General features: G+C 63.7%; 22 protein-coding genes and 1 pseudogene. 12 read left to right on the forward strand and 11 right to left on the reverse strand.

Annotation, left to right across the window (positions count from 1 at the left end; all coding sequences use genetic code 11):
- Positions 1-11: 11 nt before the first annotated feature.
- From PYR71_RS00980 to PYR71_RS00990, 3 genes are all read left to right on the forward strand, one after another.
- Entirely contained in the window at positions 12-644 is a 633-nt protein-coding gene (locus tag PYR71_RS00980; RefSeq protein WP_275617903.1) for a 2-dehydro-3-deoxy-6-phosphogalactonate aldolase, read from the forward strand.
- Positions 645-648: 4 nt separating this feature from the next.
- The gene (locus PYR71_RS00985; RefSeq protein ID WP_183918673.1) at positions 649-1,536 is read left to right on the forward strand and encodes an SMP-30/gluconolactonase/LRE family protein; all 888 of its coding nucleotides are present in this window, start codon (positions 649-651) and stop codon (positions 1,534-1,536) included.
- 214 nt (positions 1,537-1,750) lie between these two features.
- Complete coding sequence (locus PYR71_RS00990) at positions 1,751-2,356, forward strand: PRC-barrel domain-containing protein (protein WP_275617904.1); 606 nt, start codon at positions 1,751-1,753, stop codon at positions 2,354-2,356.
- Positions 2,357-2,581: 225 nt separating this feature from the next.
- Here PYR71_RS00990 and PYR71_RS00995 read toward each other — a convergent pair whose 3' ends face one another.
- Both PYR71_RS00995 and PYR71_RS01000 read right to left on the reverse strand, forming a co-directional pair.
- Entirely contained in the window at positions 2,582-3,946 is a 1,365-nt protein-coding gene (locus tag PYR71_RS00995; protein ID WP_183918671.1) for a putative bifunctional diguanylate cyclase/phosphodiesterase, read from the reverse strand.
- A 165-nt stretch (positions 3,947-4,111) separates the two neighbouring features.
- Positions 4,112-5,842, reverse strand: coding sequence for a response regulator (locus PYR71_RS01000; RefSeq protein WP_275617905.1), 1,731 nt, complete (start codon positions 5,840-5,842; stop codon positions 4,112-4,114).
- A gap of 184 nt (positions 5,843-6,026) precedes the next feature.
- Here PYR71_RS01000 and mutL point away from each other — a divergent pair, with 184 nt between their 5' ends.
- A complete protein-coding gene (gene mutL, locus PYR71_RS01005; protein WP_275617906.1) occupies positions 6,027-7,844 on the forward strand; it encodes a DNA mismatch repair endonuclease MutL in 1,818 nt (605 codons plus the stop codon).
- Positions 7,845-7,911: 67 nt separating this feature from the next.
- The gene (locus tag PYR71_RS01010; protein ID WP_183918668.1) at positions 7,912-8,142 is read left to right on the forward strand and encodes a DUF2093 domain-containing protein; all 231 of its coding nucleotides are present in this window, start codon (positions 7,912-7,914) and stop codon (positions 8,140-8,142) included.
- 48 nt (positions 8,143-8,190) lie between these two features.
- Here PYR71_RS01010 and lpxK read toward each other — a convergent pair whose 3' ends face one another.
- The 6 genes from lpxK to PYR71_RS01040 form a co-directional block, all read right to left on the reverse strand.
- Positions 8,191-9,234: a tetraacyldisaccharide 4'-kinase gene (gene lpxK, locus PYR71_RS01015; protein WP_275617907.1), complete on the reverse strand. Its 1,044-nt coding sequence runs from the start codon at positions 9,232-9,234 to the stop codon at positions 8,191-8,193.
- A 114-nt stretch (positions 9,235-9,348) separates the two neighbouring features.
- The gene (locus PYR71_RS01020) at positions 9,349-10,071 is read right to left on the reverse strand and encodes an HAD family hydrolase (RefSeq protein WP_275617908.1); all 723 of its coding nucleotides are present in this window, start codon (positions 10,069-10,071) and stop codon (positions 9,349-9,351) included.
- Positions 10,072-10,080: 9 nt separating this feature from the next.
- Positions 10,081-11,400, reverse strand: a complete 1,320-nt coding sequence (gene waaA / locus PYR71_RS01025) for a lipid IV(A) 3-deoxy-D-manno-octulosonic acid transferase (protein ID WP_183918665.1) — start codon at positions 11,398-11,400, stop codon at positions 10,081-10,083.
- A 182-nt stretch (positions 11,401-11,582) separates the two neighbouring features.
- A complete protein-coding gene (locus PYR71_RS01030) occupies positions 11,583-11,831 on the reverse strand; it encodes a DUF4170 domain-containing protein (protein ID WP_004673745.1) in 249 nt (82 codons plus the stop codon).
- Between the two features lie 63 nt (positions 11,832-11,894).
- Entirely contained in the window at positions 11,895-12,704 is an 810-nt protein-coding gene (locus PYR71_RS01035; protein WP_275617909.1) for a 3'(2'),5'-bisphosphate nucleotidase CysQ, read from the reverse strand.
- A 29-nt stretch (positions 12,705-12,733) separates the two neighbouring features.
- On the reverse strand, positions 12,734-14,080 hold the full coding sequence (locus PYR71_RS01040; RefSeq protein WP_275617910.1) for a TldD/PmbA family protein: 1,347 nt from the start codon (positions 14,078-14,080) through the stop codon (positions 12,734-12,736).
- A 119-nt stretch (positions 14,081-14,199) separates the two neighbouring features.
- Between PYR71_RS01040 and PYR71_RS01045 the strand changes: the two genes are divergently transcribed.
- From PYR71_RS01045 to PYR71_RS01070, 6 genes and pseudogenes are all read left to right on the forward strand, one after another.
- Positions 14,200-16,014, forward strand: coding sequence for a monovalent cation:proton antiporter-2 (CPA2) family protein (locus PYR71_RS01045; RefSeq protein ID WP_275617911.1), 1,815 nt, complete (start codon positions 14,200-14,202; stop codon positions 16,012-16,014).
- An 87-nt stretch (positions 16,015-16,101) separates the two neighbouring features.
- A complete protein-coding gene (locus PYR71_RS01050) occupies positions 16,102-16,473 on the forward strand; it encodes a VOC family protein (protein WP_275617912.1) in 372 nt (123 codons plus the stop codon).
- Between the two features lie 3 nt (positions 16,474-16,476).
- A pseudogene (locus PYR71_RS01055) lies at positions 16,477-16,982 on the forward strand (EVE domain-containing protein).
- Positions 16,983-17,048: 66 nt separating this feature from the next.
- Positions 17,049-17,471 carry a DUF2946 family protein gene (locus PYR71_RS01060; protein ID WP_275617913.1) on the forward strand — a complete coding sequence of 141 codons (423 nt, stop codon included), beginning with the start codon at positions 17,049-17,051 and terminating at the stop codon, positions 17,469-17,471.
- Positions 17,472-17,561: 90 nt separating this feature from the next.
- Entirely contained in the window at positions 17,562-18,950 is a 1,389-nt protein-coding gene (locus PYR71_RS01065) for a PepSY-associated TM helix domain-containing protein (RefSeq protein WP_275617914.1), read from the forward strand.
- Positions 18,947-19,402 carry a copper uptake system-associated protein gene (locus PYR71_RS01070; RefSeq protein ID WP_275617915.1) on the forward strand — a complete coding sequence of 152 codons (456 nt, stop codon included), beginning with the start codon at positions 18,947-18,949 and terminating at the stop codon, positions 19,400-19,402. Before PYR71_RS01065 ends, PYR71_RS01070 begins: the two co-directional genes overlap by 4 nt.
- A 4-nt stretch (positions 19,403-19,406) precedes the next feature.
- Here PYR71_RS01070 and PYR71_RS01075 read toward each other — a convergent pair whose 3' ends face one another.
- From PYR71_RS01075 to PYR71_RS01085, 3 genes are read right to left on the reverse strand one after another with little or no spacing between them, the layout of a single operon-like run.
- Complete coding sequence (locus PYR71_RS01075; RefSeq protein WP_183918656.1) at positions 19,407-20,288, reverse strand: patatin-like phospholipase family protein; 882 nt, start codon at positions 20,286-20,288, stop codon at positions 19,407-19,409.
- A 13-nt stretch (positions 20,289-20,301) separates the two neighbouring features.
- On the reverse strand, positions 20,302-20,862 hold the full coding sequence (rsmD, locus tag PYR71_RS01080) for a 16S rRNA (guanine(966)-N(2))-methyltransferase RsmD (protein ID WP_183918655.1): 561 nt from the start codon (positions 20,860-20,862) through the stop codon (positions 20,302-20,304).
- A complete protein-coding gene (locus PYR71_RS01085; RefSeq protein ID WP_275617916.1) occupies positions 20,843-22,834 on the reverse strand; it encodes a pseudouridine synthase in 1,992 nt (663 codons plus the stop codon). The genes rsmD and PYR71_RS01085 overlap by 20 nt, the downstream gene beginning before the upstream one ends.
- 90 nt (positions 22,835-22,924) lie before the next feature.
- Between PYR71_RS01085 and PYR71_RS01090 the strand changes: the two genes are divergently transcribed.
- Entirely contained in the window at positions 22,925-23,362 is a 438-nt protein-coding gene (locus PYR71_RS01090; RefSeq protein ID WP_275618445.1) for a nucleoside deaminase, read from the forward strand.
- Positions 23,363-23,396: the final 34 nt, after the last annotated feature.

The raw sequence follows: 23,396 nt of genomic DNA on the forward strand, positions 1-23,396 counted from the left end.
AAGCTGACACGATGAACCGTATCCCCTTCCCCGATATGAAGCGCCCGCTGATTGCCATCCTGCGCGGCATCCGGCCGGACGAGACCGAAAGCGTCGTCGGCGCGCTGATCGACAACGGCCTGACGGCGATCGAGATTCCGCTCAACTCGCCGGAGCCGTTCAAATCCATCGAGATCGCCGCCAAGATGGCGCCGCCTGAGGTGCTGATCGGCGCCGGCACGGTGCTGACGGTCGAGGCGGTCGACAGCCTGAATGCGGCCGGCGGCAAGCTGCTGGTGACGCCGAATGTCGAACCCGAGGTGATCATCCGGGCGCGCCAATACGGCATGGTGACGATGCCGGGCGTCTTCACGCCGACCGAGGCACTAGCCGCAGCGCGGGCAGGCGCCACCGGGCTCAAATTCTTTCCGGCGAGCGTGCTCGGTCCCTCCGGGATCACGGCGATCCGCGCGATCCTGCCGCCGGAACTGACGATTGCCGCCGTCGGCGGCGTATCGGACAAGAATTTCGCCGATTACACCAGGGCCGGCATCTTCGCCTTCGGCCTCGGCACCAGCCTCTACAAGCCGGGAATGAACGCGGCAGAGGTTGCCGAGCGTGCCAAGACGACCATTTACGCCTATGATGCAGCCATGGGAGCGTGAAGGTATGACCGACATCTACGAGTTCGAAGGCAAGACCCTTTGCAACACCAATTCCGTCCTTGGCGAAGGGCCGACCTATGATCCGGACAGCAATACGGTCTGGTGGTTCAACATCCTCGGCAAGGAGTTGCACGAACTCAGACTGGCGACGGGGGAAAAAAAGGTCCACCCGCTGCCGGTGATGGCAAGCGTGCTCGCCCGCATCGACGCCGGACGGCAGCTGATCGCGACCGAAGAAGGGCTTTTCGTGCGCGATCTCGCAAGCGGCAACCTCACCTTCTACGCCGCTCTCGAAAACGACAGGCCGGAAAACCGCTCCAATGACGGCCGCACCCATCCCTCCGGCGCACTCTGGATCGGGACGATGAGCAAGCGGGCGGAAAACCAGGCCGGCGCCATCTATCATGTCGCTGGCGGCAAGGTGACGAAGATCTTCAATGGCATCAGCATCCCGAATTCGATCTGCTTCTCGCCCGACGGCGCGATCGGCTACTACACGGATTCCCGCATCAACCGGCTGATGCGCGTCATGGTCGATCCGCACACCGGCCTGCCGGCGGGCGAGCCGATCGTGCTCGTCGACAGCATGAACGAGCCCGGCGACATCGACGGCTCGGTGGTCGATGCCGACGGCTATATCTGGAATGCCCGCTGGGGCGCCGGCGTCGTCGATCGTTACAATCCCGATGGGCTGCGCATCTCGCGCTACAAGGTTCCCGCCGTCCAACCCTCCTGCCCGGCCTTCATCGGCGTCAATGCCGACCGGCTGGCGGTGACGACAGCCTGGGAAGGGCTCGACGAGGACGCCCGTTCGGCCCAGCCCTCGGCCGGCGCGCTGCTCGAACTCGGCATCGAGGTCAAGGGTGTGTTCGATCCCGTCTACGTCATCTGAAGACGGCGCCTTGGGACCACAATTCGAGGCGCCCCCGAGGGGGGCGCTTTTTCGTTTCAGCGCCATCCGTGGATAAAAGTTCCGTGAAAATCGAGAAATTTTCCGTGTTTTCAACCGGAACCAATCGGCGCACCACTCATTCTCCCTTGGAACCGGCGTGGCAAGGTTCATTGCCGGGTCGCGCTCACTCTAGGGAAATGAAAGTAGGTTCGAAATGACACGCAAACTTTTGACGACCGTTGCCGCTGGCGCGCTGTTTGCCACGGCTTTCGCACCAGCGGCATTCTCGCAGACCGCGCCGCAGCCTGCGGATCCCGCTGCTCCAACCCAGGCAGCGCCTGCTGATCCGGCAGCACCGAAACCGGTCACTCCTGATGTCACCAAACCGGCAGGCGATGCCGCACAGGCTCCGGCCGCAACCCCGAGCACCGATATGGCTCAGGGCACTTATTTGACGGAGCAGGCTCCGGACCAGATCAGCGCCAACACCTATATCGGCCAGTCGGTCTATAACGCCAACAACGAAAGCATCGGCAGCATCAACGACCTGATTCTGAAGAAGGACGGCGGCATCGTTGCCGCGATCGTCGGCGTCGGCGGCTTCCTTGGCATTGGCGAAAAGGATGTTGCAGTTCCGATGGAAAAGATCACGGTCGCCCAGAACACCCAGGACGGCAGCCTCAAGCTGACGACCACCGAAACGGCCGAATCGCTGAAGGCCGCGCCTGAATTCAAGACGCTGGCAATGCAGGCCGCAGAAAAGGCCCCGGCCGCAACCGGTACCGATACGACGGCAACCGGCTCGACCACGCCTAAGTAAACCACGCGCGGTAGTATAGCGTAGGCGATGGCGCTCCTAGGGGCGCCATCGCTATTTCTGTTTCACTTGATGGCAAAGCGAAACCGTTGCACTTTTGCTGGAATTGGGCTTGGCTGCTCTACGCAATTCCGGACGCAAAACCGCTGCGCACTTTTGCTGGAATTGGGCTTGCCTGCTCTACGCAATTCCGGACGCAAAACCGCTGCGCACTTTTGCTGGAATTGCTTATGCGCTGACGCGCTCCGCCATCGCCGCATCGTAGTAGTTCTCGTGCAGGAAACGCAGCGTGGCGATGCCGTCGGCCGGGCGGCCGAAATGATAGCCCTGGCCCATGCCGCAGCCGAGTGTGCGCAGTTTCACCGCCTCGGCGTAATCCTCGATTCCCTCGGCCACGACTTCCAGTTCCAGGCCGTCGCACATGGCAAGGATCGCCTTGATGATGTGTTCGGAGGCGCGGTCGGAATTGATGCGCGAGACGAAGGCGCGGTCGATCTTGATCTTGTCGAAGATGAAGTCGCGCAGGCGCCCGAGGCTCGACTGGCCGGTGCCGAAATCGTCGAGCGAGATGCGCACGCCGGCGGCGCGCAGATCGGCGATGATGCGGTGGGCGGTGTCGGCCGAACCCATCACCGCCGTCTCGGTGATCTCCAGTTCCAGACGATGCGGATCGAAGCCGACCCGGCCGAGGATCGACAAGATGCTGCCGCTCGTGCCGGGATCCATCAGCTGCGCCGAAGAAAGATTGAACGACAGGAACAGTTCGCGCGGCCAGGAGAGCGCCGCTTCCGCGGCCTTGCGCAGCAGCGTTTCCGACAGGGCGTCAATGAAACCGCGCTCTTCGGCGAGCGGCACGAAGACGCCGGGCGAAACGAAGCCGAGATCGGGATCGTTCCAGCGCGCCAGCGCCTCGAAGCCGACGACCTGATTGTTTGATAGCGAGACGATCGGCTGGAAATGCACATCGATCGCGTCCGATATGATGGCGTTTCTCAGCGCCTGCTCCAGCTGCGTGGCGCGCTTCATCTCCTGGGCGATCTCGCGCGAATAGACGGTGATCTGGCCGCGGCCGCGGCGCTTGGACCGATAGAGCGCCGTTTCGGCGCTCTTCAGCAGCTCCTCGCAGTCCTCTCCGGCAAAAGGGTAGATGGCAAAGCCGAAGGAGGCGGAGAGACGGACGTTGCGATCGCCGAGATCATAAGGCGCCGACAGCACCTCGCGGATCATCTGGCCGAATTTCTCCGCGCTCGCCCGTTCGAAAATCAACGGCAGCACAAAAGCGAATTCGTCGCCGTCGTGACGGGTGACCAGCGCGCCGTCCGGAATACAGGCCTTGAGGCGATGGGCGACTTGGCAGAGGATTTCATCGCCGGCCGACGAGCCGAAAAGATCGTTGATCGGCTTGAAGCTGTCGAGATTGGCAATGCCGATGGTGAAGGGAGCCGGATCGCTGGCGCGCTCGGCAGAAATCTGCAGGACCTTTTCGCGCATGCGATTGCGGTTCCCCAATCCGGTCAGCGGATCGGTATAGGCCATCGCCTGAAGCTCATTGTGACTCACGGTCAAGGAAGCCATGTCCGCCGATTTCTTCATGCAAACCCGAGCTTTCCTCCGCAGCCGAGCAAAGAATGACCGGCATTTCTTAACAATTCGCTAGTAAATCAGCTGCCCGGACAGCCCGATTCGCTCCAAATTTGGGAGCTGACGCTATCGGCGAGACCAGGATGCCGTCATGAGAAGACGGACATATGTTCAGTATCACGCGCTCGTTCGAACCCGGGCGCCCTCTTCCACCAGATATTTCTGAAATATCGCCTCGAGCATGTCGGGGCTGACGGGTTTCATGATGACATCGTCCATACCCGATTTGGCGCATTCGGCTCGATCGCGCTCGAAGGCCTGGGTAAGCACGCCGATGATCGGGGTGCGAGCTGCGGCCCCGCCTTCCTCCATCTGCCGGATCAGGCGCGCGGCTTCGAAGCCGTTGAAGCCCGGCAGGGAAATATCCATCAGCACCACCTGCGGCCTGTGTTCGGCCCAGAGGCGCACGACCTCGTCGCCAGTCGCAGCGATCATATGGCGATAACCGAGTCCCTCGAGGATCTGTGTGAAGACGATCTGGTTGATATCATTGTCCTCGGCGACGAGAACCTGCAGGCCGACCATGTCATCGGAGATGCTGATTTCCCAATCGGCATCCGTGCCGGCGCCGTCGTTGCGGCTGTTGCGATTGAAATGGCGGGCGATCTGGAAGGTGAGTTCGTTGGCGATCTGGAAGCCGTCCATGACGAGCGCCGGTATGCCGTATTGCTCGGAGAGCTCGAGGCAGCGCATGCCCATCTGATTGTCGATGATCAAGAGATCGAGCGAGATGCCGGAGGAGGTGGCGATTTCCAGGAAGCGCTCCTCCTCGTCCTCGCCGCGCACCGAACAGGATTCGAAACCGTATTTCGACAGCGTGCGCAAGGCCGCGGCCTCGGCGGCGAGGTCGGCGGTGACGACAAGGATCTTGCGGCCGGAGAAATTCTCCGGAACGATCGCTTCCATCGCCGCCGGCTCGCGACGCTCCACCGCGCTCGGCACCGGCACATAGGCGCGGCGATAGCTCTGGTTGGCGGATGTGGTGATCGCCGAGGCGCGGTCGAACTCCTCGAGATCAGCGCCGTCGCGCGGCAGGTCCTGCGTCGTCGACACCAGGAAATAGCGACCGGGCTTGCCGATACGGTGCTTGCGGCTGACGATGTCGCGCTCGATGCCGTCTCGGGAGATCTGTCGCTGGCGGGAGATCGACATCTCGCCGGTTTCCAGCACGTGACAGTCGCTTTCTTCGAAGCGTTTGGCGATCTCGGGCGAAAAAAGATCGCCGCTCTTGCGTCCGAGCACCTCGTCGGCGGTGGTCTGGTACTTCTCGCAGAAGGCGAGATTGACCGCGACATAGGTAAGATTGCGGTCCTTGACGAAAAGCGGGAACGGCAGGTTATCTAGAATGTCTTCGGTGAGCTGCACCCGCTCCAGGTCCGAGCGCCACTGCTCCTCGCGCTTCTTGTCTTCGGAAATGTCCGAGACGATGGTGACGCCGTAACCGCCCGGCAGCCTGCGCTTGACGAAGCGGACCCAGCTGTCGGCGCCATGACGCTCGACCGCATCGAAGCGCTCGCGCCAATGCGAGGCAATCTTCTGCGACAGCCAGTCCTCGCGGCTGAGCGAGCCGCCCTGCCTGACATCATATTGCTGACGAACGCCGGTATCGTAGATCGCGCCCAGGAAATCGCGCAGCCGTGTGCCCGGCTTCAGCATCTCGGCCGGCAGCGGGAAGAATTCGAGGATCTGGCGGCTTGCGAAGATCAGGTGATCGTTCTTGTCGTAGATGATGAACGCTGCCGAAAGACCGTCGCACACGACATCGAAAAGCGCCGTCTGCAGATCGGCCTCGGCGGGAGTCCCGTCAACTTCCGATGACGTGTCCGCCTTTTCGAAGCCGGCACTCATTCTATTGCGTCCCACATTTGTTCGATTTTCGCAGCTTCCGGAGGTATATGAATAAAAATGCCATTTTTCTGTTAAAACCGGCTTAACACTGCCGATCAGTCGAAACTGGGGAGCCACAGATCACGCTTCTGTAAAGCCTATGGAATCCCCTTCCCTCCAGCCCGCGAATCCCCGAAAATAGCCCATGGCCATCAGACAGCTTTCCGAAACGCTCATCAACCAGATCGCCGCCGGCGAGGTCATCGAACGGCCGGCGAGCGCTGCCAAGGAACTGATCGAAAACGCGCTCGACGCCGGGGCGACGCGAATCGAGATCGCCACGGCAGGCGGCGGCAAGGCGCTGCTGCGGGTGAGCGACAACGGCTCCGGCATGGAGGCGGCCGATCTGGAACTGGCGGTCCGGCGCCACTGCACCTCGAAGATCTCCGAAACGCTCGAGGATATCCGCACACTCGGCTTCCGCGGCGAGGCGCTGCCGTCGATCGGTTCCGTCGCCAGGCTCAGCATCGCCAGCCGCAGGCGCGACGGCGCCGGCGGCCACGAGATCACCGTTGCCGGCGGCAAGATCGTGCATCTCCGGCCGGCCGCCGCCAATCCCGGCACCATCGTCGAAGTGCGCGACTTGTTCTTCGCCACGCCGGCGCGGCTGAAATTTCTGAAGAGCGAAAAGGCCGAGGCCGGCGCTATTACCGAAATCGTCAAGCGCATGGCGATTGCCTTTCCCGCCGTGCGCTTCGTGCTGTCGGGTTCGGACCGCACGACGCTGGAATTTGCGGCGACGGGCGACGATCATCTGGCGCGAATGGCGCAGGTGCTCGGCCAGGAATTCCGCGACAACGCCATTCTCCTCGACGCCGTGCGCGAGGATATCGCGCTGACCGGCTTTGCCGGTGTGCCGACCTTCAATCGCGGCAACTCCGCTCATCAATATGCCTTCGTCAACGGCCGGCCGGTGCAGGACAAGCTGATCCTCTCGGCGATCCGCGGCGCCTATGCCGAGACGATTCCTTCAGGACGCTATCCGGTGGCGGTGCTGTCGATCACGCTTGATCCGGCGCTCGTCGACGTCAACGTGCATCCGGCAAAATCCGACGTGCGCTTCCGCGACCCGGGCCTTGTGCGCGGCCTGATCGTCGGCGCCATCCGCGAGGCGCTGGCGCGCGACGGCAGCCGAGCAGCGACAACAGGAGCGAGCGACATGCTGCGCGCCTTTCGCCCCGGCTTCCAACCTTTTGCGCAGCGGCCGCAAGCGCCATGGTCGGCCGAAACCTCGCCCTTTCGGCCCTACCAGCCGGCAAGCGGTCTCAGTGAACGGCCGCAGGCCTCTTTCGACGGATTATCGACGCCGACGGCGCGGGCCGAGCCGCCGCCTTCGGCGCAGCCGGCCGCGCCCGAACCGGCCTCTCCCGAAGCAACCGGGCGCTATCCGCTCGGCGCGGCGCGAGCGCAAATCCATGCCAACTACATCGTCGCCCAGACCGAGGACGGGCTCGTCATCGTCGACCAGCATGCGGCACATGAGCGGCTGGTCTTCGAGGCGATGCGCAAGGCGCTGCACTCGAAGCGACTGGCCTCGCAGGTGCTGCTCATCCCTGAGATCATCGATATTCCCGAGGAGGATTGCGACCGGCTGATGCAGCATGCGGCCGAGCTTTCGGAACTCGGCCTGGCAATCGAGCGCTTCGGTCCCGGGGCGATCGCCGTGCGCGAAACGCCGGCAATGCTCGGCGAGGTCGATGCCCATGGCCTCATCCGCCAGCTTGCCGACGAGATCGCCGAATGGGACACGGCGTCCGGCCTGTCGGCAAAGCTCGAATATGTGGCGGCGACCATGGCCTGCCATGGATCGGTTCGCTCCGGACGGCGCCTGCGGCCGGAGGAAATGAACGCGCTGCTGAGAGAAATGGAAGTGACGCCCGGCTCCGGCCAGTGCAATCACGGCCGGCCGACCTATATCGAATTGAAGCTCAGCGATATCGAGCGGCTTTTCGGCAGAAGCTAAAAAAGCTGGCAAAGCCGCTGCTGCGGGAGTATGGCAGACGCATGACAGGCAGCAGGGAACGGAGCGCATGAATTTGTTCGAAGGGCACGGAAACCGCGAGGCGAAGATCCGCTATCTCGACGGCGATTTCCAGATTGTCTCGCCCGGCTCCTATGTCGTCTGCGCGATGACCGGAAAACAAATTCCGCTTGACGAACTGCGCTACTGGAGCGTCGCCCGCCAGGAACCCTATGCCGACGTGATCTCGGCGATCGAAGGCGACAAACGCGCCGGCGTGCTGCCGAACCAGCGGCGCTAAAGCAGGCGCGTCGCGATTGTTCAGAGTCGCTGCTTGCACTTCAGGTCTTTATTTTTTCGCCTTCATCTCCCGCAGGCGCCGTTCGCGGCAGGCGACTATTGCCCGGTCGATGATTAAGCCTGGAGCGAGGTGATCGTCGAAGACCATGTCCACTTCGATGACCCGGCACTTTTGCGCCAGCGCTTCCGACTTGCCGTGATGGCCGGACAGGCGGACGAAATCCTTCGAGGTGGTGACGATCAGAAGATCCTGGCGCTCGGCTGTCGTCAGGATATCGCCGATCTCTTCCTCGGTCAGGTGCTCGTGGTCGCCGAAGGTCTTGGCGACTGTGATTTCGGCGCCGCGCGATTCGACGGTACGGAAGAATTTGGCGGGATCGGCGATGCCGGCAAAGGCCAGCACCCTGACGCCGGCGAGCCTATCGTCGCCTCGTACCTTGAGCGATGCTGTGAAATAAGGCTTTGCCGCGCGCGCCGCCATGCGGACGATCCTGTCGGCTGCATGGCCGCCGCCGACCTTGAGCAGAGCCGTTGCCGAGCGCAATTGCTGGCGGATCGGGGCGCGGACCGGACCGGCCGGCACGATATGGCCGTTGCCGAGACCGCGCGTCGCGTCGATGACGAGCAGGGCATAGTCGATCGCCAGCCGGGCGCTCTGGAAACCGTCATCCATGATGATGAGGTCGGCGCCTTCCGCGACCAGGCGCCGAGCCCCCTCGATGCGCCGCCGGGAAATCACCGTCAACGCCTCCTGGGCAAGCAGCAGCGGCTCGTCGCCGACGGCGACGGCCCGATGATGATGAGGATCGACCACCGTCGTCACGTCGAGCGAGCCGCCGTAGCCCCGGCTGAGAAAGCCGGGTTTCAGGCCTTTCGCCTTTGCGGCGCGGGCGATCGTCAGCGCCGTCGGCGTCTTGCCGGCGCCGCCGACGGTGAAATTGCCGACGCAGATGACGGGAATGGATACGGAGGCGCGGCGCGCATGGGCCATTCGGTAGCCGGCGACACGGCCGTAGAGAAAGGAAAGCGGCGCCAGTATCCAGGCCCGCCAATCGGCTTTCCTCCACCAGAACGGCGGCGCTTCGGATATCATCTTGCCGTCCCGCTCCCCTGCCCGGCTTCAGAACCGGCCCCTTGCTTTTCGACCGGCCGGATTGAGAAGCCAAAACCGGTGAAAATGCAAGTCCTTGCCAAGATCGCGCGCGGTTTAAGCCGGTTGCAGGTCCGGCAGCAATGACTCGATGGCCGTGATATCGTCGAGCACATGATCGGCAGCGGCGGCAAGCGAATCGCGCGAGCCGGTGCCGGTCAGCACCGCAATCCTGAGCCCCGTCCCGGCATTCAGGCCCATATGCAGATCATGATTGTTGTCGCCGACGATCGCGACCTCTTCCGGCAAAAGACCGGTCGCGGCGCAGAAGCCGAGCACCATGCCGGGTTCCGGCTTGACGCCGAAACCGCTGTCGTAGCCGGCGATGTAATCGACATAGCGATCAAAACCGAAGCGTTCGGCCGTCTGGCGGATGGAGCGCTCGTTGTCGCTAGAGGCGACGCCGAGCTTGAAGCCGCGCCGATGCAGCCTTGCGAAGAAGCCGGCAAGATCGGTCACCGGCACGGAAAACTCGGCAGCGCCGGAAAAGAGATCGTCGAGGCGGGTCGTCAGTTCGCCGACATCGACCATCGAGCCGGCGGCGACGAGCCCCTCGGCAATCTGTCGGGTATTGCCGGCAGCGAGCAGGCTGTCGGGAACGATATGGCCGGTCTGAGGATCCATACCGCAAGCCAAAAGCAACCGGTCTGCGAGAAGCGGATCGCCCTCGGCGGCGATGCGGGCAAGCTCGCGATTGACCGGCAACCAGCTCTCGTCATAGTCGAGCAGCGTGCCGTCCTTGTCGAAGAGAATCCCTTTGATACGCGCCGGGCCTGACATCGCGCCCCCTCAGAGCTGGGCGACGGCTTTGGGCAGCAGGCGCGCCTTGACCGTCAGAGGATTGATATAGGGTTCCAGCCCCTTCACCGTCGCCGTGAGCGCGCCGCGCATCTCGTGCACGGTGGCGATGCCGGCTTCGATCATCTTGCGGCGGGCGTCGTCATTGATCAAAAGGTAATGCACGCCCTTGGCCAGCATTTCGGTGTCGCGCACCATGCGGGCGCTGCCGCTGCGGGCAAGCTTCTGATAGGCCTCGCGGAAATTCTGAACATTGCCACCGGAGAGGATGGCGCAGCCAAGCATGGCGGGCTCCAGCGGGTTTTGGCCGCCTTCGGCAAACAGCGAACGACCGACGAAGGCGATCTCCGTCAGGCGAAGATAAAGGCCCATTTCACCGATCGTATCGCCGAGGAATATATCGATATCGGCCGACAGGACGTCGTCGCGGGTGCGGCGGGCGACCTTGAGGCCCTGCTTGACCAGAGCCGCCTCGATCTCGTCGCTGCGTTCGGGATGGCGCGGCACGATGATCGTCAACTGGCGGTCACGTTCCTTAAGGGCGCGATGGACGATGCCGGCGGCATTCTCCTCGCCGTCGAAGGTCGAAATCGCCGCCCAGGTCTTACGATCGCCGATCTGCTTCTTGTAGCGGGCGAGGACAGCGCTGTCATAGGGCGGAGCGTCGGTATCTACCTTGAGATTGCCCGAGGTGATGACGGGAACGGCGCCGAGATCGCGGAAACGCTCGGCATCGACATCGGACTGGGCGATGACGAGGGCGAGATTTTCGAACAGGGCTTCGGCAATCGCTGGGCGGCGGCGCCAGCGGGCAAAGGAGCGGTCCGACATGCGGGCATTGATCAGGATCTGCGGAATGCGGCGGCGGCCGAGCTCCAGCACGGTTGCCGGCCAGATCTCGGATTCGGCGATGATGGCGCAATCGGGCTGCCAATAATCGAGAAAGCGGCTGACCGACGGCTTCAGATCGAGCGGCACATATTGATGGATCGCTTCATCACCGAGGCGCTCGGCGGCGAGCCTGGCCGAAGTGATGGTGCCGGTCGTCAGGATGACGTGAATATCGCGGCGGCGGATTTCGCGGATCAGCGGAATGACGGCATTGGTTTCGCCCACACTTGCGGCATGAAACCAGACGAGCGGGCCTTGCGGCCGGTTGGCGCTCGGATAGCCGAAGCGTTCCAGGCGGCGCGCGCGGTCTTCCTTGCCCTTGGCCGTGCGGTAGGTGATATAAAGGCCGACGACCGGAGAGGCTACGGTTCCCGCCAGACGATATGCGCTCAGACCGAACCGCGCCATCCGGGAGCTCATTGCGCCAGCCTCCGATCCAAGACGATCGACATCAAACCCATTCCCTGATTATCGTTGCGGCCGAAATGGCCGATTAATTTGTTCAGAATGCGTCAAACGATCCGGATCGACGGCGCCCGATGCAGCAAGCCGGCGCGACCGATGGCAGCCGCCGGCACTTGGTGGGGAATCGATGGCCGAGGTCAGTGGCCGCCGGCCTTTTCCTGCGGATCGAGCAAACGATGCATGTGGACAATGAAATAGCGCATATGCGCATTGTCGACCGTCTGCTGCGCCTTCGCCTTCCAGGCCGTCAGCGCCGTGGCATAATCGGGAAAGATGCCGACGATATCGAGACCCTTCAGGTCACGGAACTGGACGTCATCGAGACTTTCCAGTTCGCCGCCAAAAACGAGATGCAAAAGCTGCTTCTTGTCACCGGACTCAGTCATTTTCTTGTTCTCTTTCTGCCCATTCTCCTCCGCCACCCCATCTGCGGGATTTTGACGGAAACGTCAACTGTCTCGTCGCCCGGCAAAGGCCGCAAGGAACTCATCGATGCGAGGCGCCGGCGCCGCACACAGCACCTTGTGGGTGACTTCGGAGCGATTATAGACGACCGGATTCCCGTCGAGGTCGACGAGGCGGCCGCCGGCACGGCTAAGGATCAGATCGGCGGCGGCAAGGTCCCAATCATGTGAATTGCCCTTGACGAAGGTGGCTTCGAGGCGGCCGTCCGCCACCATGGCGATGCGATAGGCAAGCGACGGAACATGTTTTTCGCGCCTGACCCGCTCGCGGAACGTCGCGGGAAGGGTCTTCAGCACGTCTTCGCCGATTGCCAGCCGGCTCGTCTCCTCCGGCCCTGCGGCGGAGACGATGAAGGGCTCGCCGTTCTTCAGCGCCAAGCTGCCATCGGCGGCCTCATAAAGCTCTTCGAGCGCCGGGGCATAGAGCACGCCGGCGACCGGCTGGCCGCGATGGACGACCGCGACGCTGACGCACCAGACCTTCTGCCCGGCGAGAAAAGCGCGCGTACCGTCGATCGGATCGATAATGAACAGCGTCTCGCGCGAGAGGCGCTCGGCATCGTCCTCCGTTTCCTCCGACAACCAGCCGTAATCCGGACGGGCCTTGCGCAGGATCGACTCGAGCGTCTTGTTGGCGGCGAAATCGGCAGCGCTGACGGGCGAGCGATCCCCGTTCTTCCACCAGACCTCGGGAGACTGGTTGAAGAAGCCAAAGGCGACCGCGCCGGCCTCCTTCGCAGCCTCGGCGATCAAGGCGAGATCGCCCTGCCAGCGGAGCTTTTCGCTATCGCTCATCGCGTCAATCACTTCCTTCTCGCCGCTCCTCACTGTCCCGCGAGGGTCATGCCTTCGATGGCGAGGGTGGGTGCGGCGACGCCGAACTTGCGGTCGACGTCGTTTGCCGGCGTCAGGCGCATGAACATGTCCTTGAGGTTCGAGGCAATCGTCACCTCGGAAACCGGGAAAGTGAGTTCGCCGTTCTCGATCCAGAAGCCGGTGGCACCGCGGCTGTATTCGCCGGTGATCATGTTGACGCCGTGGCCGATCAGTTCGGTGACGTAAAAGCCGTTGCCGACGCTGCGGATCAGCTCCTCCGGCGAGATGTCGCCGGGTTCGAGGGCGAGGTTGGTGGAGGACGGCGAAACGGCGGTGCCGCCGCGCACGCCGCGGCCATTGGTTGGAAGGCCGAGCTCGCGGCCGGTCGAGGTCGAAAGGAACCAGTGCTTCAGAACACCGTCCTCGATCATCGCCAGCCGCTCGCCGGACACACCCTCGCCGTCGAAGGGCCGCGAGGCGGGGCCGCGCACGATCAGCGGATCGTCGGTGATCGACAGGCCCGACTTCAGCACCTGCTGACCCATCCTGTCGCGCAGGAAACTGGTTTTGCGGGCGACGGCGGCGCCATTGATCGCGCCGGCGATATGGCCGACGAAGCCGCGGGCGACACGCGGGTCGAAGATGACGGTGACGTTCTTGCCGGTCGGCACCTGGCGCGGATTGATACGCTTCACCACCCGTTCGCCGGCACGGCGGCCGATGTCGGCAGGGTCGTCGAGCTCGGCATAATAGAGGCGGCTGTCGAAATCATAGTCGCGTTCCATGCCGGTGCCTTCGCCAGCGATGACGCTGACGGAATGGCCGAACCGGGAGCCCATATAGCTGCCCGCAAAACCGTGCGAGGTGGCGAGGACAAGGCCGCCCATGCCGGCGGATGCGCCGGCGCCGGAGGAATTGGTCACACCTTTGACCGCAAGGGCCGCAGCCTCGGCGGCAAGAGCCGCCTCGCGCAGCATCTCGGAGGACACCTCTGTGGCATCGAACAATTGCAGGTCGGGATATGATTTCGCAAGGCTCGCCTCATCGGCGAGGCATGCGAAGGGATCCTCCGGGGAAACCCTGGCCATGGCGACGGCGCGTTCGGCAAGCGCCTGCAGATCGAAGCCCGGATTGGCCGAAACGCTGGCGACGCGTTTGCCGATGAAGACGCGCAGGGAAAAATCATCGCTTTCGGAGGATTCCGTTCCCTCGACCTTGCCAAGACGAACGCTGACCGATTGCGACCGCGAGCGAACGACGACGGCGTCGGCGGCGTCGGCCCCTGCCTTCCTTGCCAGATCGATCAATTGACTTGCGCGGGAAAGAAGTGTCGAGGAATCGATTTCAGAGGACATGATTTGGCCTTTCCTTCGGCTTCCATTTATTGTGCACTCTCCCATGCATCAAGGCCGCCGCCGCCGATTCTTTATCAGAGCTGCCGGATGTTTCCCGCCACCTGAAAGAAATTGCCAGCATGTCAGCGCCCAATGACCTTTTTTCCGAAACGATCCTGCTGCTCGGCGGTGCGGTGGTCGCCGCTCCGATCTTCAAGAGGCTCGGGCTCGGCACCGTCCTCGGCTATCTTGCTGCCGGCATCGTTATCGGTCCTGTCTTCCACGGCATTACCGACGGCGAACAGATCCTCGGCGTCGCCGAGCTCGGCGTCGTCTTCCTGCTGTTCATCATCGGGCTGGAATTGAAGCCCAGCCGCCTCTGGCAGATGCGGCGCGACATTTTCGGCCTCGGCACGGCGCAGGCGGTGGTGACGGGGCTGGCGCTGACTGCGCTTGCCTTTCTCTCCGGCGTTCTCGACTGGCGCGGCAGCATCGTCGCCGGCTTCGGCCTGGCGCTGTCTTCGACCGCCTTCGCCATGCAGATCCTCGAGGGCGACGGCGACGTCAATACGAGATACGGGCAGCGTTCCTTCTCGATGCTCTTGTTCCAGGATCTGGCGATCGTGCCGCTCTTGGCGCTGATCACCGTCCTCGACGGCAGCGACAAAGGCAGCAACGCACCGCTGACCGATTTTGCGGTCGCCGTCGGCGCGGTGGCGGCGATGGTCGTCGCCGGACGCTACCTGCTGACGCCGCTCTTCCAGGTCATCGCCCGCACCGGCGCGCGCGAGGCAATGATCGCGGCCGCCCTCTTCGTCGTCATGGGATCGGCAAGCCTGATGCAGCTTGCCGGACTTTCAATGGCGATGGGTGCCTTTCTCTCCGGCGTGATGCTGGCCGAATCCTCGTATCGGCACGAGTTGGAGGCCGATATCGAGCCGTTCCGCGGCGTACTGCTCGCCATCTTCTTCATCGCCGTCGGCCTGTCGCTGGAGCTCGACGTTCTCTTCGATAATGTGCTCTTCGTCATCGTCGCCGTGCCGATCGTCATGGCCGTCAAGGCGACCATCATCTATGGGCTCTGCCGGATCTCCGGCTCGCCGCACGATGACGCGATCCGCATTGCCTTCCTGCTGCCGCAGGGCGGTGAATTCGGCTTCGTGCTGTTCACAACGGCGGGAGTGACCGGGCTGATGTCGACGAGCACGGCATCGCTGCTGGTGGCGATCGTCACGCTCTCCATGGCGCTGACACCGATCGGAGCGGCCCTTTCGAAGCGGCTGCTCAGCGGCGACGCACAGGAGGAGCTGGACGAGGATTTCGAGGGTGCGGGCGCCGACGTGCTGATGGTCGGCTTCTCGCGCTTCGGCCAGATCGCCGCCCAGATCCTGCTTGCCGGCGGGCGCAGCGTCACCGTCATCGATTTTTCGGCCGACCGCATCCGCCAAGCCTCCTCCTTCGGCTTCCGCATCTATTTCGGCGACGGCATGCGCAAGGACGTGCTGCGCTCGGCCGGCATCGACCGGGCAAAGATCGTGCTCGTCTGCACGCAGAAGAAGGAGATCACCGACAAGGTGGTGGAACTGGTGCAGGCCGACTATCCGCATACAAGGCTCTATGTGCGCTCCTACGACCGCATCCATTCGATCGAGCTGCGCAACAAGGGCGTCGATTACGAGCTGCGCGAAACGCTGGAGTCGGGCCTGCTCTTCGGACGGCGGACGCTGGAGGCGCTCGGCGTCTCCGAGATCGACGCCTATGAGATCGGCGAGGATATCCGCAAGCGCGACGAGGCGCGGCTTGCCCTGCAGGTCACCGAAGGGTTGCAGGCCGGACGCGACATGCTGTTTTCCCATCCGGTGCGACCCGAACCGCTGGTCAAACCGAAGCGCGCCGCCGATCTTTTCGAGGAAGACCCGCTGGCGGGCACCGCGGACGCGACAGCGGACGCGTAGAACGACATCGCTCAGACGGTTGCTACTGCCAGATCCTGTCAGTAGGTATCTGTAGAAGCCCTCCTGTCCCACAAACAGGAGCCTACCATGATCGACAGCAACAGTATTCTCCTCTTCGTAACCGACGCGCCAAAAAGCGCCAGCTTCTACAAGCAACTGCTCGGACTGGATCCCGTCGAGTCCGGCCCAACCTTCGCCATGTTCATCCTGCCTTCGGGCTTGGCGCTTGGTCTCTGGGGCAAAGCGGGTGTTAAGCCGGCGCCGACGGCGGCAGGCGGCGGCTGTGATCTCGGCTTCAAGGTGGCGACCGCGGACATGGTCGATACGCTGCATGCCGAATGGCAAGGCAAGGGAACGACCATCCTTTTTCCGCCGAGCGACCTCGATTTCGGCCGCAGCTTTGTCGCCGCGGATCCCGATGGGCATCGCCTGCGCGTCTATAACGTGACTGAGAACTGAGTCATGTCCCGGAGCTGGATCGCCGTTGCCTCAGCAAATCACGTCCGCACAGGGCGCGAAGCAGGGTTCATGCAGGTCTGTACGGAAAGGCGGCTCCGCTTCGGCGGAGCGCGCCCGGCGATCGCGTAATCTACTACTCGCCGACCGAAACATTCGGCGGCACGGATCGCCTGCAAGCATTTACGGCAATTGGCATCGTCAAGGCAGCCGATGCATATCAGGTAGAAGTCAGCGCCGACTTTCACCCCTGGAGGCGGGATGTCGCGTGGTGGCCGGCGGTGGAAACACCTATCCGGCCACTGCTCGACCGACTGTCCTTCACAAGTGGCCGGCCAAGCTGGGGTTATCAACTCCGCTTTGGTCTGTTCGAAATCGGCAATAACGATGCCGACCTGATAGCCGAAGCGATGATCGAAGCAATGTCGGAGGCGTTTCAGCTGCTCGACCTGCATCGAGCCTCAGGAGAGCCACGGCTTCCTCGACCACGCATCGAGCATTTGCGAAATTGACGCATTGAATCTGAGGAGAGCGGCGTTTATTCAAACGCGCGATCGGTGCGATCAGAGAGGGAAAATTTGATCAGGCGGGCGAAACAGATCGAGCAATGGGCACTGCGCATCCTGTGCGCCGTCGCGCTTGTTTTCGTCGGGATCGCCCACCAGGCCCCCGCTGCCGCCGCCGGCGCGTTCGATCCGGCCGAGCTCGCCCAATACGTCCTTCCGGACGGGACCCTGCCGACGCTTTGTGTGACCGTTGCGGATGAGTCAGGCACCGACAAATCCGGCACCGGCGAGCACGACAAGGTGCATTCGCATGGCTGCGAAGCCTGCCGGATCGGCGCCGCCACACTGCTGCCGACGCCGACGGATGTGGCCGGCGCGCCGATCGGCTTTGCGGTTGCGGTTGAATTGCCGATCCGGGCCGGGGCCTTCCATCGCCAGCTCTTTGCGCCCAATACCGGCCCTCGCGCGCCCCCTTCCGATCCTATCCCTGCCTGAACTCCCGTGCTGCGGCAGGCGCCGCAACACGCCTTTCAACGCCGGCCGAGCTGCGCTCCCGCAGTCGCCCGTGGATACGGATCCATTCTCATGTCGACCATTACTGCCGCCGAACCGGAGCAGCACGCCGCCAGTGGCGTGTCGCTCTACCGCGCCATCTGGCGCTGGCATTTCTTTGCCGGGCTTCTCGTCATTCCCTTCATGCTCAATCTGGCCGTGACCGGATCGCTTTATCTCTTCAAGGACGAGATCAACAGCACCGTCTTCGCCCACCGCTACATTGTCCAGCCGGCCGGCCAGGCGCTGCCGGCGGAGAGGGTTGCTGCGATCGCCGCCGCCGCCGTGCCGGGCTCGACGGCGACCGCCTACAAGGACCCGGCCGGACCCGAACGATCGGCCATTGTCACCCTCTCCGGAGATGCCGGCGCAATGCTGGTCTTCGTCAATCCCTATGATGGCAAGGTGCTCGATGTGGTCGGGTCGACCGACGAGTTCAATTATGTCGTCAAGCGTATCCACAGCCTCGCCTATTTTGGCAAGGCGGCGAACCGGCTGATCGAGATCGCCGGCGGCTTTGCCATGGTGCTGGTCGCGACCGGCATCTATCTCTGGTGGCCGCGCCGCCAGACGGGTGGTGTCGTCAGCGTGCGGGGAACGCCGGGGCGCCGGGTTTTCTGGCGTGATCTGCATGCGGTGACGGGGGCTTTTGCCGGCCTGCTGATCTTCTTCCTGGCGATCACAGGCATGCCGTGGTCGGGCTATTGGGGTGCGAATGCCAATGCCTGGCTGACCGAACACGGGCTCGGCTACCCCGTCCAGCTCTGGGACGACGTGCCGAAGTCGCAGAAAGTCACCGAGGACATCCTGCCGAAGAGCGGCTGGATCGTCGAGAAAGCGCCGGTTCCGCTTTCCGATATCGCCGCAGCGCAATCGGCCAAGCCGATCGGGCTCGACAGGGCCGTGGAGATCGCCAGGCGGCTGGGCATGGCGCCGGGTTTCGACATGGCGATCCCCTCCGACGAGACCGGCGTCTATACCGCCTCGCTTTATCCCGACGATCTCGCTGACGAACGCACCATCCATATCGACCAGTATTCCGGCAAACCGCTGATCGATATCGGCTTCGGCCAGTATCCGCTCCTCGGCAAGGCGATCGAATGGAGTATCAATGTCCACCAGGGACAGGAATGGGGGCGTTTCAACCAGTTGCTGATGCTCGCAACCTGCCTGGCCATTGTGCTCAGCTGCGTGACAGCAGTCGTCATGTGGTGGAAACGGCGCCCGGCGGGCCGGCTCGGCGTGCCACCCATGCCGCCAAGGCGCTCGGTCTACCACGGCCTATGGGTGATTACCGCTATCTTCGCCGTCGCTTTCCCGACGAGCGGGCTTGCCATTGTCGTCATGATCGCCTTCGACCAGATCGTCGTGCGCTTCGTGCCGATTGAAACGCGTTCTCGCCTGAAGGGGACCAAGAGATGAAGTCGATCATTGCTCTTCTTGCCTGCATGCTCTTCGCATCCATGGCGTCCGCGGACGACGATCCGCAGCAGGTCATCCCGGCAAGGCTGAAGCTGATGTTCGAAACGGCGGACAAGCCCCTGGAGCTCACGCCGGTCGTCGCCGTTCAGGCCGATTGGGCGATCGTCGGCTGGCGGCAGGACGGACGCGGCGGACGCGCCCTGTTGAAAAGGACGCATCACGGCTGGAGCATCTATCTCTGCAGCGGCGATAGCCTGAAGGATGCCGGTACGCTGCAAAAGATCGGGCTCCCGGCGAATGACGCGGCCGCGCTGGCTGCGAAACTGCGCGATGCCGAGGCAAACATCGACCCCCCCGCGCTTGCACTGCTCTCAAGCTTCGAGGGCACGGTCATGATGATGAACGAAGCATCGGATGACGCGGGCGGAGGCCATGAAGGCCACGCCCAATAGTGCTTCAGCGCTTCAGCCGCGCTTCGATTTCCCGGTCAAGGGCGAATTTCAGCTCGTCCTTGACGCCGACCGACATGGCCAGCACGTCGCGGGCCTTCAAAAAATCCATGACGCCGGTGCGGCCGACCGTCGGGCGTAGGAAGATGTGCGGCTGGCAGAGTTTCAGCTTCAGCGAGATCGCCGTCTGCATCATCAACTGGCCGGAGCCGAAGATGCTCTCCATGCGGTTCGGAATATGGGTGCCGTCGCCTTCCGGCGCGCCGACGACATCGATGCCGACGACGATATCGGCAAGATCCATCAGGGGTTCATAGGGCACTGGATTGCTGATGCCGCCGTCGATCATCACCCGGCCGCGCAGGCGCACCGGCATGAAGACGGCGGGGATAGCGGATGAGGCGGCGAGCGCCGGAAACAGCTCGCCGTCTTCGATGATGACCTCGTTCTGCCCGTAATAATCCGTGGTGATGACCTTCATCGGCACCAACAGATCCTCGAAGCGGGCCGGCAGTTCGGACGGCAGGAAGGCCTTGAGGATCCGCTCCAGATTGAACTGGCCGATGCGGATGCCCTTGGCCACCGCATCGCGCACCGTCGCCGGCCTCAGGCCCCAGATGCGGGCGACGACCGCCGTCTTGTTGCCGACGGTCGTCAGCGCATGTTCGCGGATTTCGGCCCCCGACATGCCGGCGGCCATACCCGCCCCCATGATCGCCCCCATCGACGAGCCCGATATCGCCACCGGGCGGATGCCGAGTTCGTCGAGCGTCTCGATGATATGGATGTGGGCAAGTCCGCGCGCACCGCCGCCGCCGAAAGCGACCGCGACCGTCGGAAGGTCGCTGATCGCGGGCAGTTTCGGGCTGATGAATTCTGCCTGCTGCACGCCCCGCCCCCGCTTATTGCGGCTGATACCGGAAGAAATGCACCCTGGTATCGCCGAAGATGCGGTCTTCGAGGAAAACATAGGAAGGATGCACGGAAACGACAACGTCGGCGCGCTCTTCGAGCACCGCAATCGCGCCCGGTCTCAGCCAGCCGCCTTCGGCCGCCGCCGCCATCGCCTTTTCACCGAGCCCCTTGCCATAGGGCGGATCGGCAAACAGCACGTCGAAGGCTTCGAGATTGCCGACGCTGCCGAGGTCGGTCGCATCGCGGCGCAGGATGCGCGTGCGGCCGTGCAGGCCGAGTGCGTCGATGTTTTCCCAGAGCAGCGCCCTGCCCTCGACGCTGTTTTCGACGAAGAGCGCATGGCGACAGCCGCGCGACACGGCTTCGAGGCCGACGGCGCCGGTTCCGGCAAAAAGATCGAGGATCCGGGTGCCGTCGACGCATTCCGGATAGGCATGGCTCAATATATTGAACAGGCTCTCGCGCGTCCGGTCGGCAGTCGGCCGGATATCGTTGGATTTTGGCACGGCGAGAGGCCGTCCGCGAAACTCACCGCCGACGATCCGCACCGCGCGTCATTCCCTTTCCTTTTGCACCACCTCTGGACGGGCCGCCAGCAGGCCTGTCACCACCCGGCCTGTCGCCGGCTGGCTTGGCGCCCTTCGGCTTGCCCGAAAAACTCTTCGCCCCGCCCGGCTTGGCGCCAAAGCTCTTGCCGCGCGGCTTGTCACCCGAAGGCTTATCGCCGAACGATCTTTCGCCGCGCGGACGCTCGGAGCGGCCCTCACCAGCAAAACTTCTGGCTGCCCGCGGACGCTCATCTCCGTCCTCGCGCGGCCTGCGGTCGCCACGAGGCTTATCGCCGAATGGACGGTCGCCACGCGAAGGCCGGTCACCGAAAGGCCGATCGCCGCGCGGACGCTCCGAACGGGCCTCACCGGTGGAAGCTCTGGCGGCACGAGGACGTTCGTCGCCATCCGCACGCGGTTTGCGATCACCGCGCGGCTTGTCGCCGAAGGGCCGGTCGCCACGCGAGGGACGATCGCCGAAAGGCCGGTCGCCGCGCGGACGCTCCGGACGGCCTTCGCCGGCAGAGCTTCTGGCACGCGGGCGTTCGTCAGCCCCTTCGCGGGGGCGGCGTTCGCCGCGCGCCGGGCGGTCCCCGAAAGAGCGCTTGCGGCCGGAGCCCTCGCCCTCATCCTTACGGTGAGGCTGCTCGCTCGAGCGGATCCATTCGCCGTCCTCTTCGCGCACGCGATTGATCTGGGTGCGCGGACGATCCTCGATGCGATCGAAACCAGTACCCTTTGCCGGCCGCTCTTCGCCGCGCCGGCGCGCGGTCTGCGCGTTCTTGGCAGCCTTGGCCGCTGCCTTTTCGCCGAGCGGCCGGGCGCCGGGCGCCATCCAGACATTGGCGCTGCGGCGCTGGCCGAGCGGCTGGGAGCGCTTCGGCTTCTCGTCATCCCGGCGGCCGCCGTCGCGGCGGTCGTCATCTCTGCGCCCCGCGCCGCGGCGGTCGTCCCGCTTGGTGTCGAGGCGGCTCAGCGCCCGCTCGCGCTTGTCCTCGTCCCGGCGCGGCCGCTCACGCTTCTCAGGTAACGCGGCCTCAGCCACTTCCTCGGCGGCAACAGCCGGCGCATTGTAGATCGGCGCGTCGAAATTCGCCTTGGCTTCCTCGATGAGGCGCGGGCCGAGCTGGTCTCGCAGCGTACGGCCGCGCACTTCGATGACATGGCCTTCCGGCAGATCGCCAAGCTGGAACGGGCCGTAGGAAATGCGGATCAGGCGGTTGACGTCGAGACCGAGGGCGCCGAGCACGTTCTTGATTTCGCGGTTCTTGCCCTCGCGAAGGCCCATGGTGATCCAGACATTCGAGCCTTGTGTGCGGTCGAGCGTCGCCTCGATCGAACCATAGAGCACACCTTCGACGGCGATGCCGTCCTTCAGCTTGTCGAGCGCCTCCTGATCAATCTCGCCATGGGCGCGCACGCGGTAACGCCTCAGCCAGCCGGTCGCCGGCAGTTCGAGCGCCCGGGCAAGACCGCCATCGTTGGTCAGCAGCAGCAGGCCTTCGGTGTTGATGTCGAGGCGGCCGATCGACATGACGCGCGGCAGTTCTTCCGGCAGGTTGTCGAAGACGGTGGGGCGCCCTTCCGGATCGGCATTGGTGGTCACGAGACCGGCCGGCTTGTGATAGAGCCACAGCCTGGTGCGCTCGATGCCGCGGATCGGCACGCCGTCGACCTCGATCCGGTCGGCAAGCGTGACGTTGACGACGGGGGTGTCGAGAACCTTGCCGTTCAGCGTCACGCGGCCTTCCATGATCATGCGTTCGATGTCGCGGCGGGAGGCGACGCCGGCGCGCGCCATCACCTTGGAAATGCGTTCGGCCTTGGCCTCGCCGTCCGTTTCGGCGGCGGCCGGGCGCGCGGCTGCAGCCTTTGCCGGCTTCGCGCCGCCCGCTTTCGGGCCGGCCTTGGCCCCGGCGTCGCGTGAAAAGGGCTTTGCGCCCGGGCGTTTTGGCTTGTCTTTGGGTGTCATTTGTTGTTTGCCTGCCTTTTGGGCCTGTCTATCAGGTCACGCATCTGCGGTTAAGTGGAAATTCTTGCGATCGTGAAGACAATTCGTTTCATGGAGATGGCGCTCGAAGAGGCGCGAGCCGCCGGCGAGCGCGGCGAAGTGCCGATCGGCGCGGTGGTCGTCATCGACGATATTGCGGTTTCACGCTCGGGAAACCGCACGCGCGAGCTCAATGATGTCACCGCCCATGCCGAAATCGCCGCGATCCGGCTCGCCTGCGAAGCGCTTGGACAGGAGCGCCTTGCCGGCGCCGATCTCTATGTGACGCTGGAGCCTTGCACCATGTGCGCGGCAGCCATCTCGTTTGCACGTATCCGCAGGCTCTATTACGGCGCCGAGGACCCGAAGGGCGGCGCCGTCGACAATGGCGTCCGATTCTACGCACAGCCGACCTGCCACCACGTCCCGGAGGTCTATTCCGGCTTCAACGAGGTGCAGTCGGCGGAGATTTTACGGAGGTTCTTTTCGCAAAAGAGAGAGGCGCCGTAATCCGCGGCACGCGTCATCTTCGGCCTTCGAGCTC

This window comes from Rhizobium mulingense (genome assembly GCF_029194105.1).
Taxonomy (GTDB): Bacteria; Pseudomonadota; Alphaproteobacteria; order Rhizobiales; family Rhizobiaceae; genus Rhizobium; species Rhizobium mulingense.

Bases quoted from the DNA above. Each gene is read 5' to 3' on its own strand.
- PYR71_RS00980 (WP_275617903.1), top strand. From the start codon at position 12: ATGAACCGTATCCCCTTCCCCGATATGAAGCGCCCGCTGATTGCCATC.
- PYR71_RS00985 (WP_183918673.1), top strand. From the start codon at position 649: ATGACCGACATCTACGAGTTCGAAGGCAAGACCCTTTGCAACACCAAT.
- PYR71_RS00990 (WP_275617904.1), top strand. From the start codon at position 1,751: ATGACACGCAAACTTTTGACGACCGTTGCCGCTGGCGCGCTGTTTGCC.
- PYR71_RS00995 (WP_183918671.1), bottom strand. From the start codon at position 3,946: ATGAAGAAATCGGCGGACATGGCTTCCTTGACCGTGAGTCACAATGAG.
- PYR71_RS01000 (WP_275617905.1), bottom strand. From the start codon at position 5,842: ATGAGTGCCGGCTTCGAAAAGGCGGACACGTCATCGGAAGTTGACGGG.
- mutL (WP_275617906.1), top strand. From the start codon at position 6,027: ATGGCCATCAGACAGCTTTCCGAAACGCTCATCAACCAGATCGCCGCC.
- PYR71_RS01010 (WP_183918668.1), top strand. From the start codon at position 7,912: ATGAATTTGTTCGAAGGGCACGGAAACCGCGAGGCGAAGATCCGCTAT.
- lpxK (WP_275617907.1), bottom strand. From the start codon at position 9,234: ATGATATCCGAAGCGCCGCCGTTCTGGTGGAGGAAAGCCGATTGGCGG.
- PYR71_RS01020 (WP_275617908.1), bottom strand. From the start codon at position 10,071: ATGTCAGGCCCGGCGCGTATCAAAGGGATTCTCTTCGACAAGGACGGC.
- waaA (WP_183918665.1), bottom strand. From the start codon at position 11,400: ATGAGCTCCCGGATGGCGCGGTTCGGTCTGAGCGCATATCGTCTGGCG.
- PYR71_RS01030 (WP_004673745.1), bottom strand. From the start codon at position 11,831: ATGACTGAGTCCGGTGACAAGAAGCAGCTTTTGCATCTCGTTTTTGGC.
- PYR71_RS01035 (WP_275617909.1), bottom strand. From the start codon at position 12,704: ATGAGCGATAGCGAAAAGCTCCGCTGGCAGGGCGATCTCGCCTTGATC.
- PYR71_RS01040 (WP_275617910.1), bottom strand. From the start codon at position 14,080: ATGTCCTCTGAAATCGATTCCTCGACACTTCTTTCCCGCGCAAGTCAA.
- PYR71_RS01045 (WP_275617911.1), top strand. From the start codon at position 14,200: ATGTCAGCGCCCAATGACCTTTTTTCCGAAACGATCCTGCTGCTCGGC.
- PYR71_RS01050 (WP_275617912.1), top strand. From the start codon at position 16,102: ATGATCGACAGCAACAGTATTCTCCTCTTCGTAACCGACGCGCCAAAA.
- PYR71_RS01065 (WP_275617914.1), top strand. From the start codon at position 17,562: ATGTCGACCATTACTGCCGCCGAACCGGAGCAGCACGCCGCCAGTGGC.
- PYR71_RS01070 (WP_275617915.1), top strand. From the start codon at position 18,947: ATGAAGTCGATCATTGCTCTTCTTGCCTGCATGCTCTTCGCATCCATG.
- PYR71_RS01085 (WP_275617916.1), bottom strand. From the start codon at position 22,834: ATGACACCCAAAGACAAGCCAAAACGCCCGGGCGCAAAGCCCTTTTCA.
- PYR71_RS01090 (WP_275618445.1), top strand. From the start codon at position 22,925: ATGGAGATGGCGCTCGAAGAGGCGCGAGCCGCCGGCGAGCGCGGCGAA.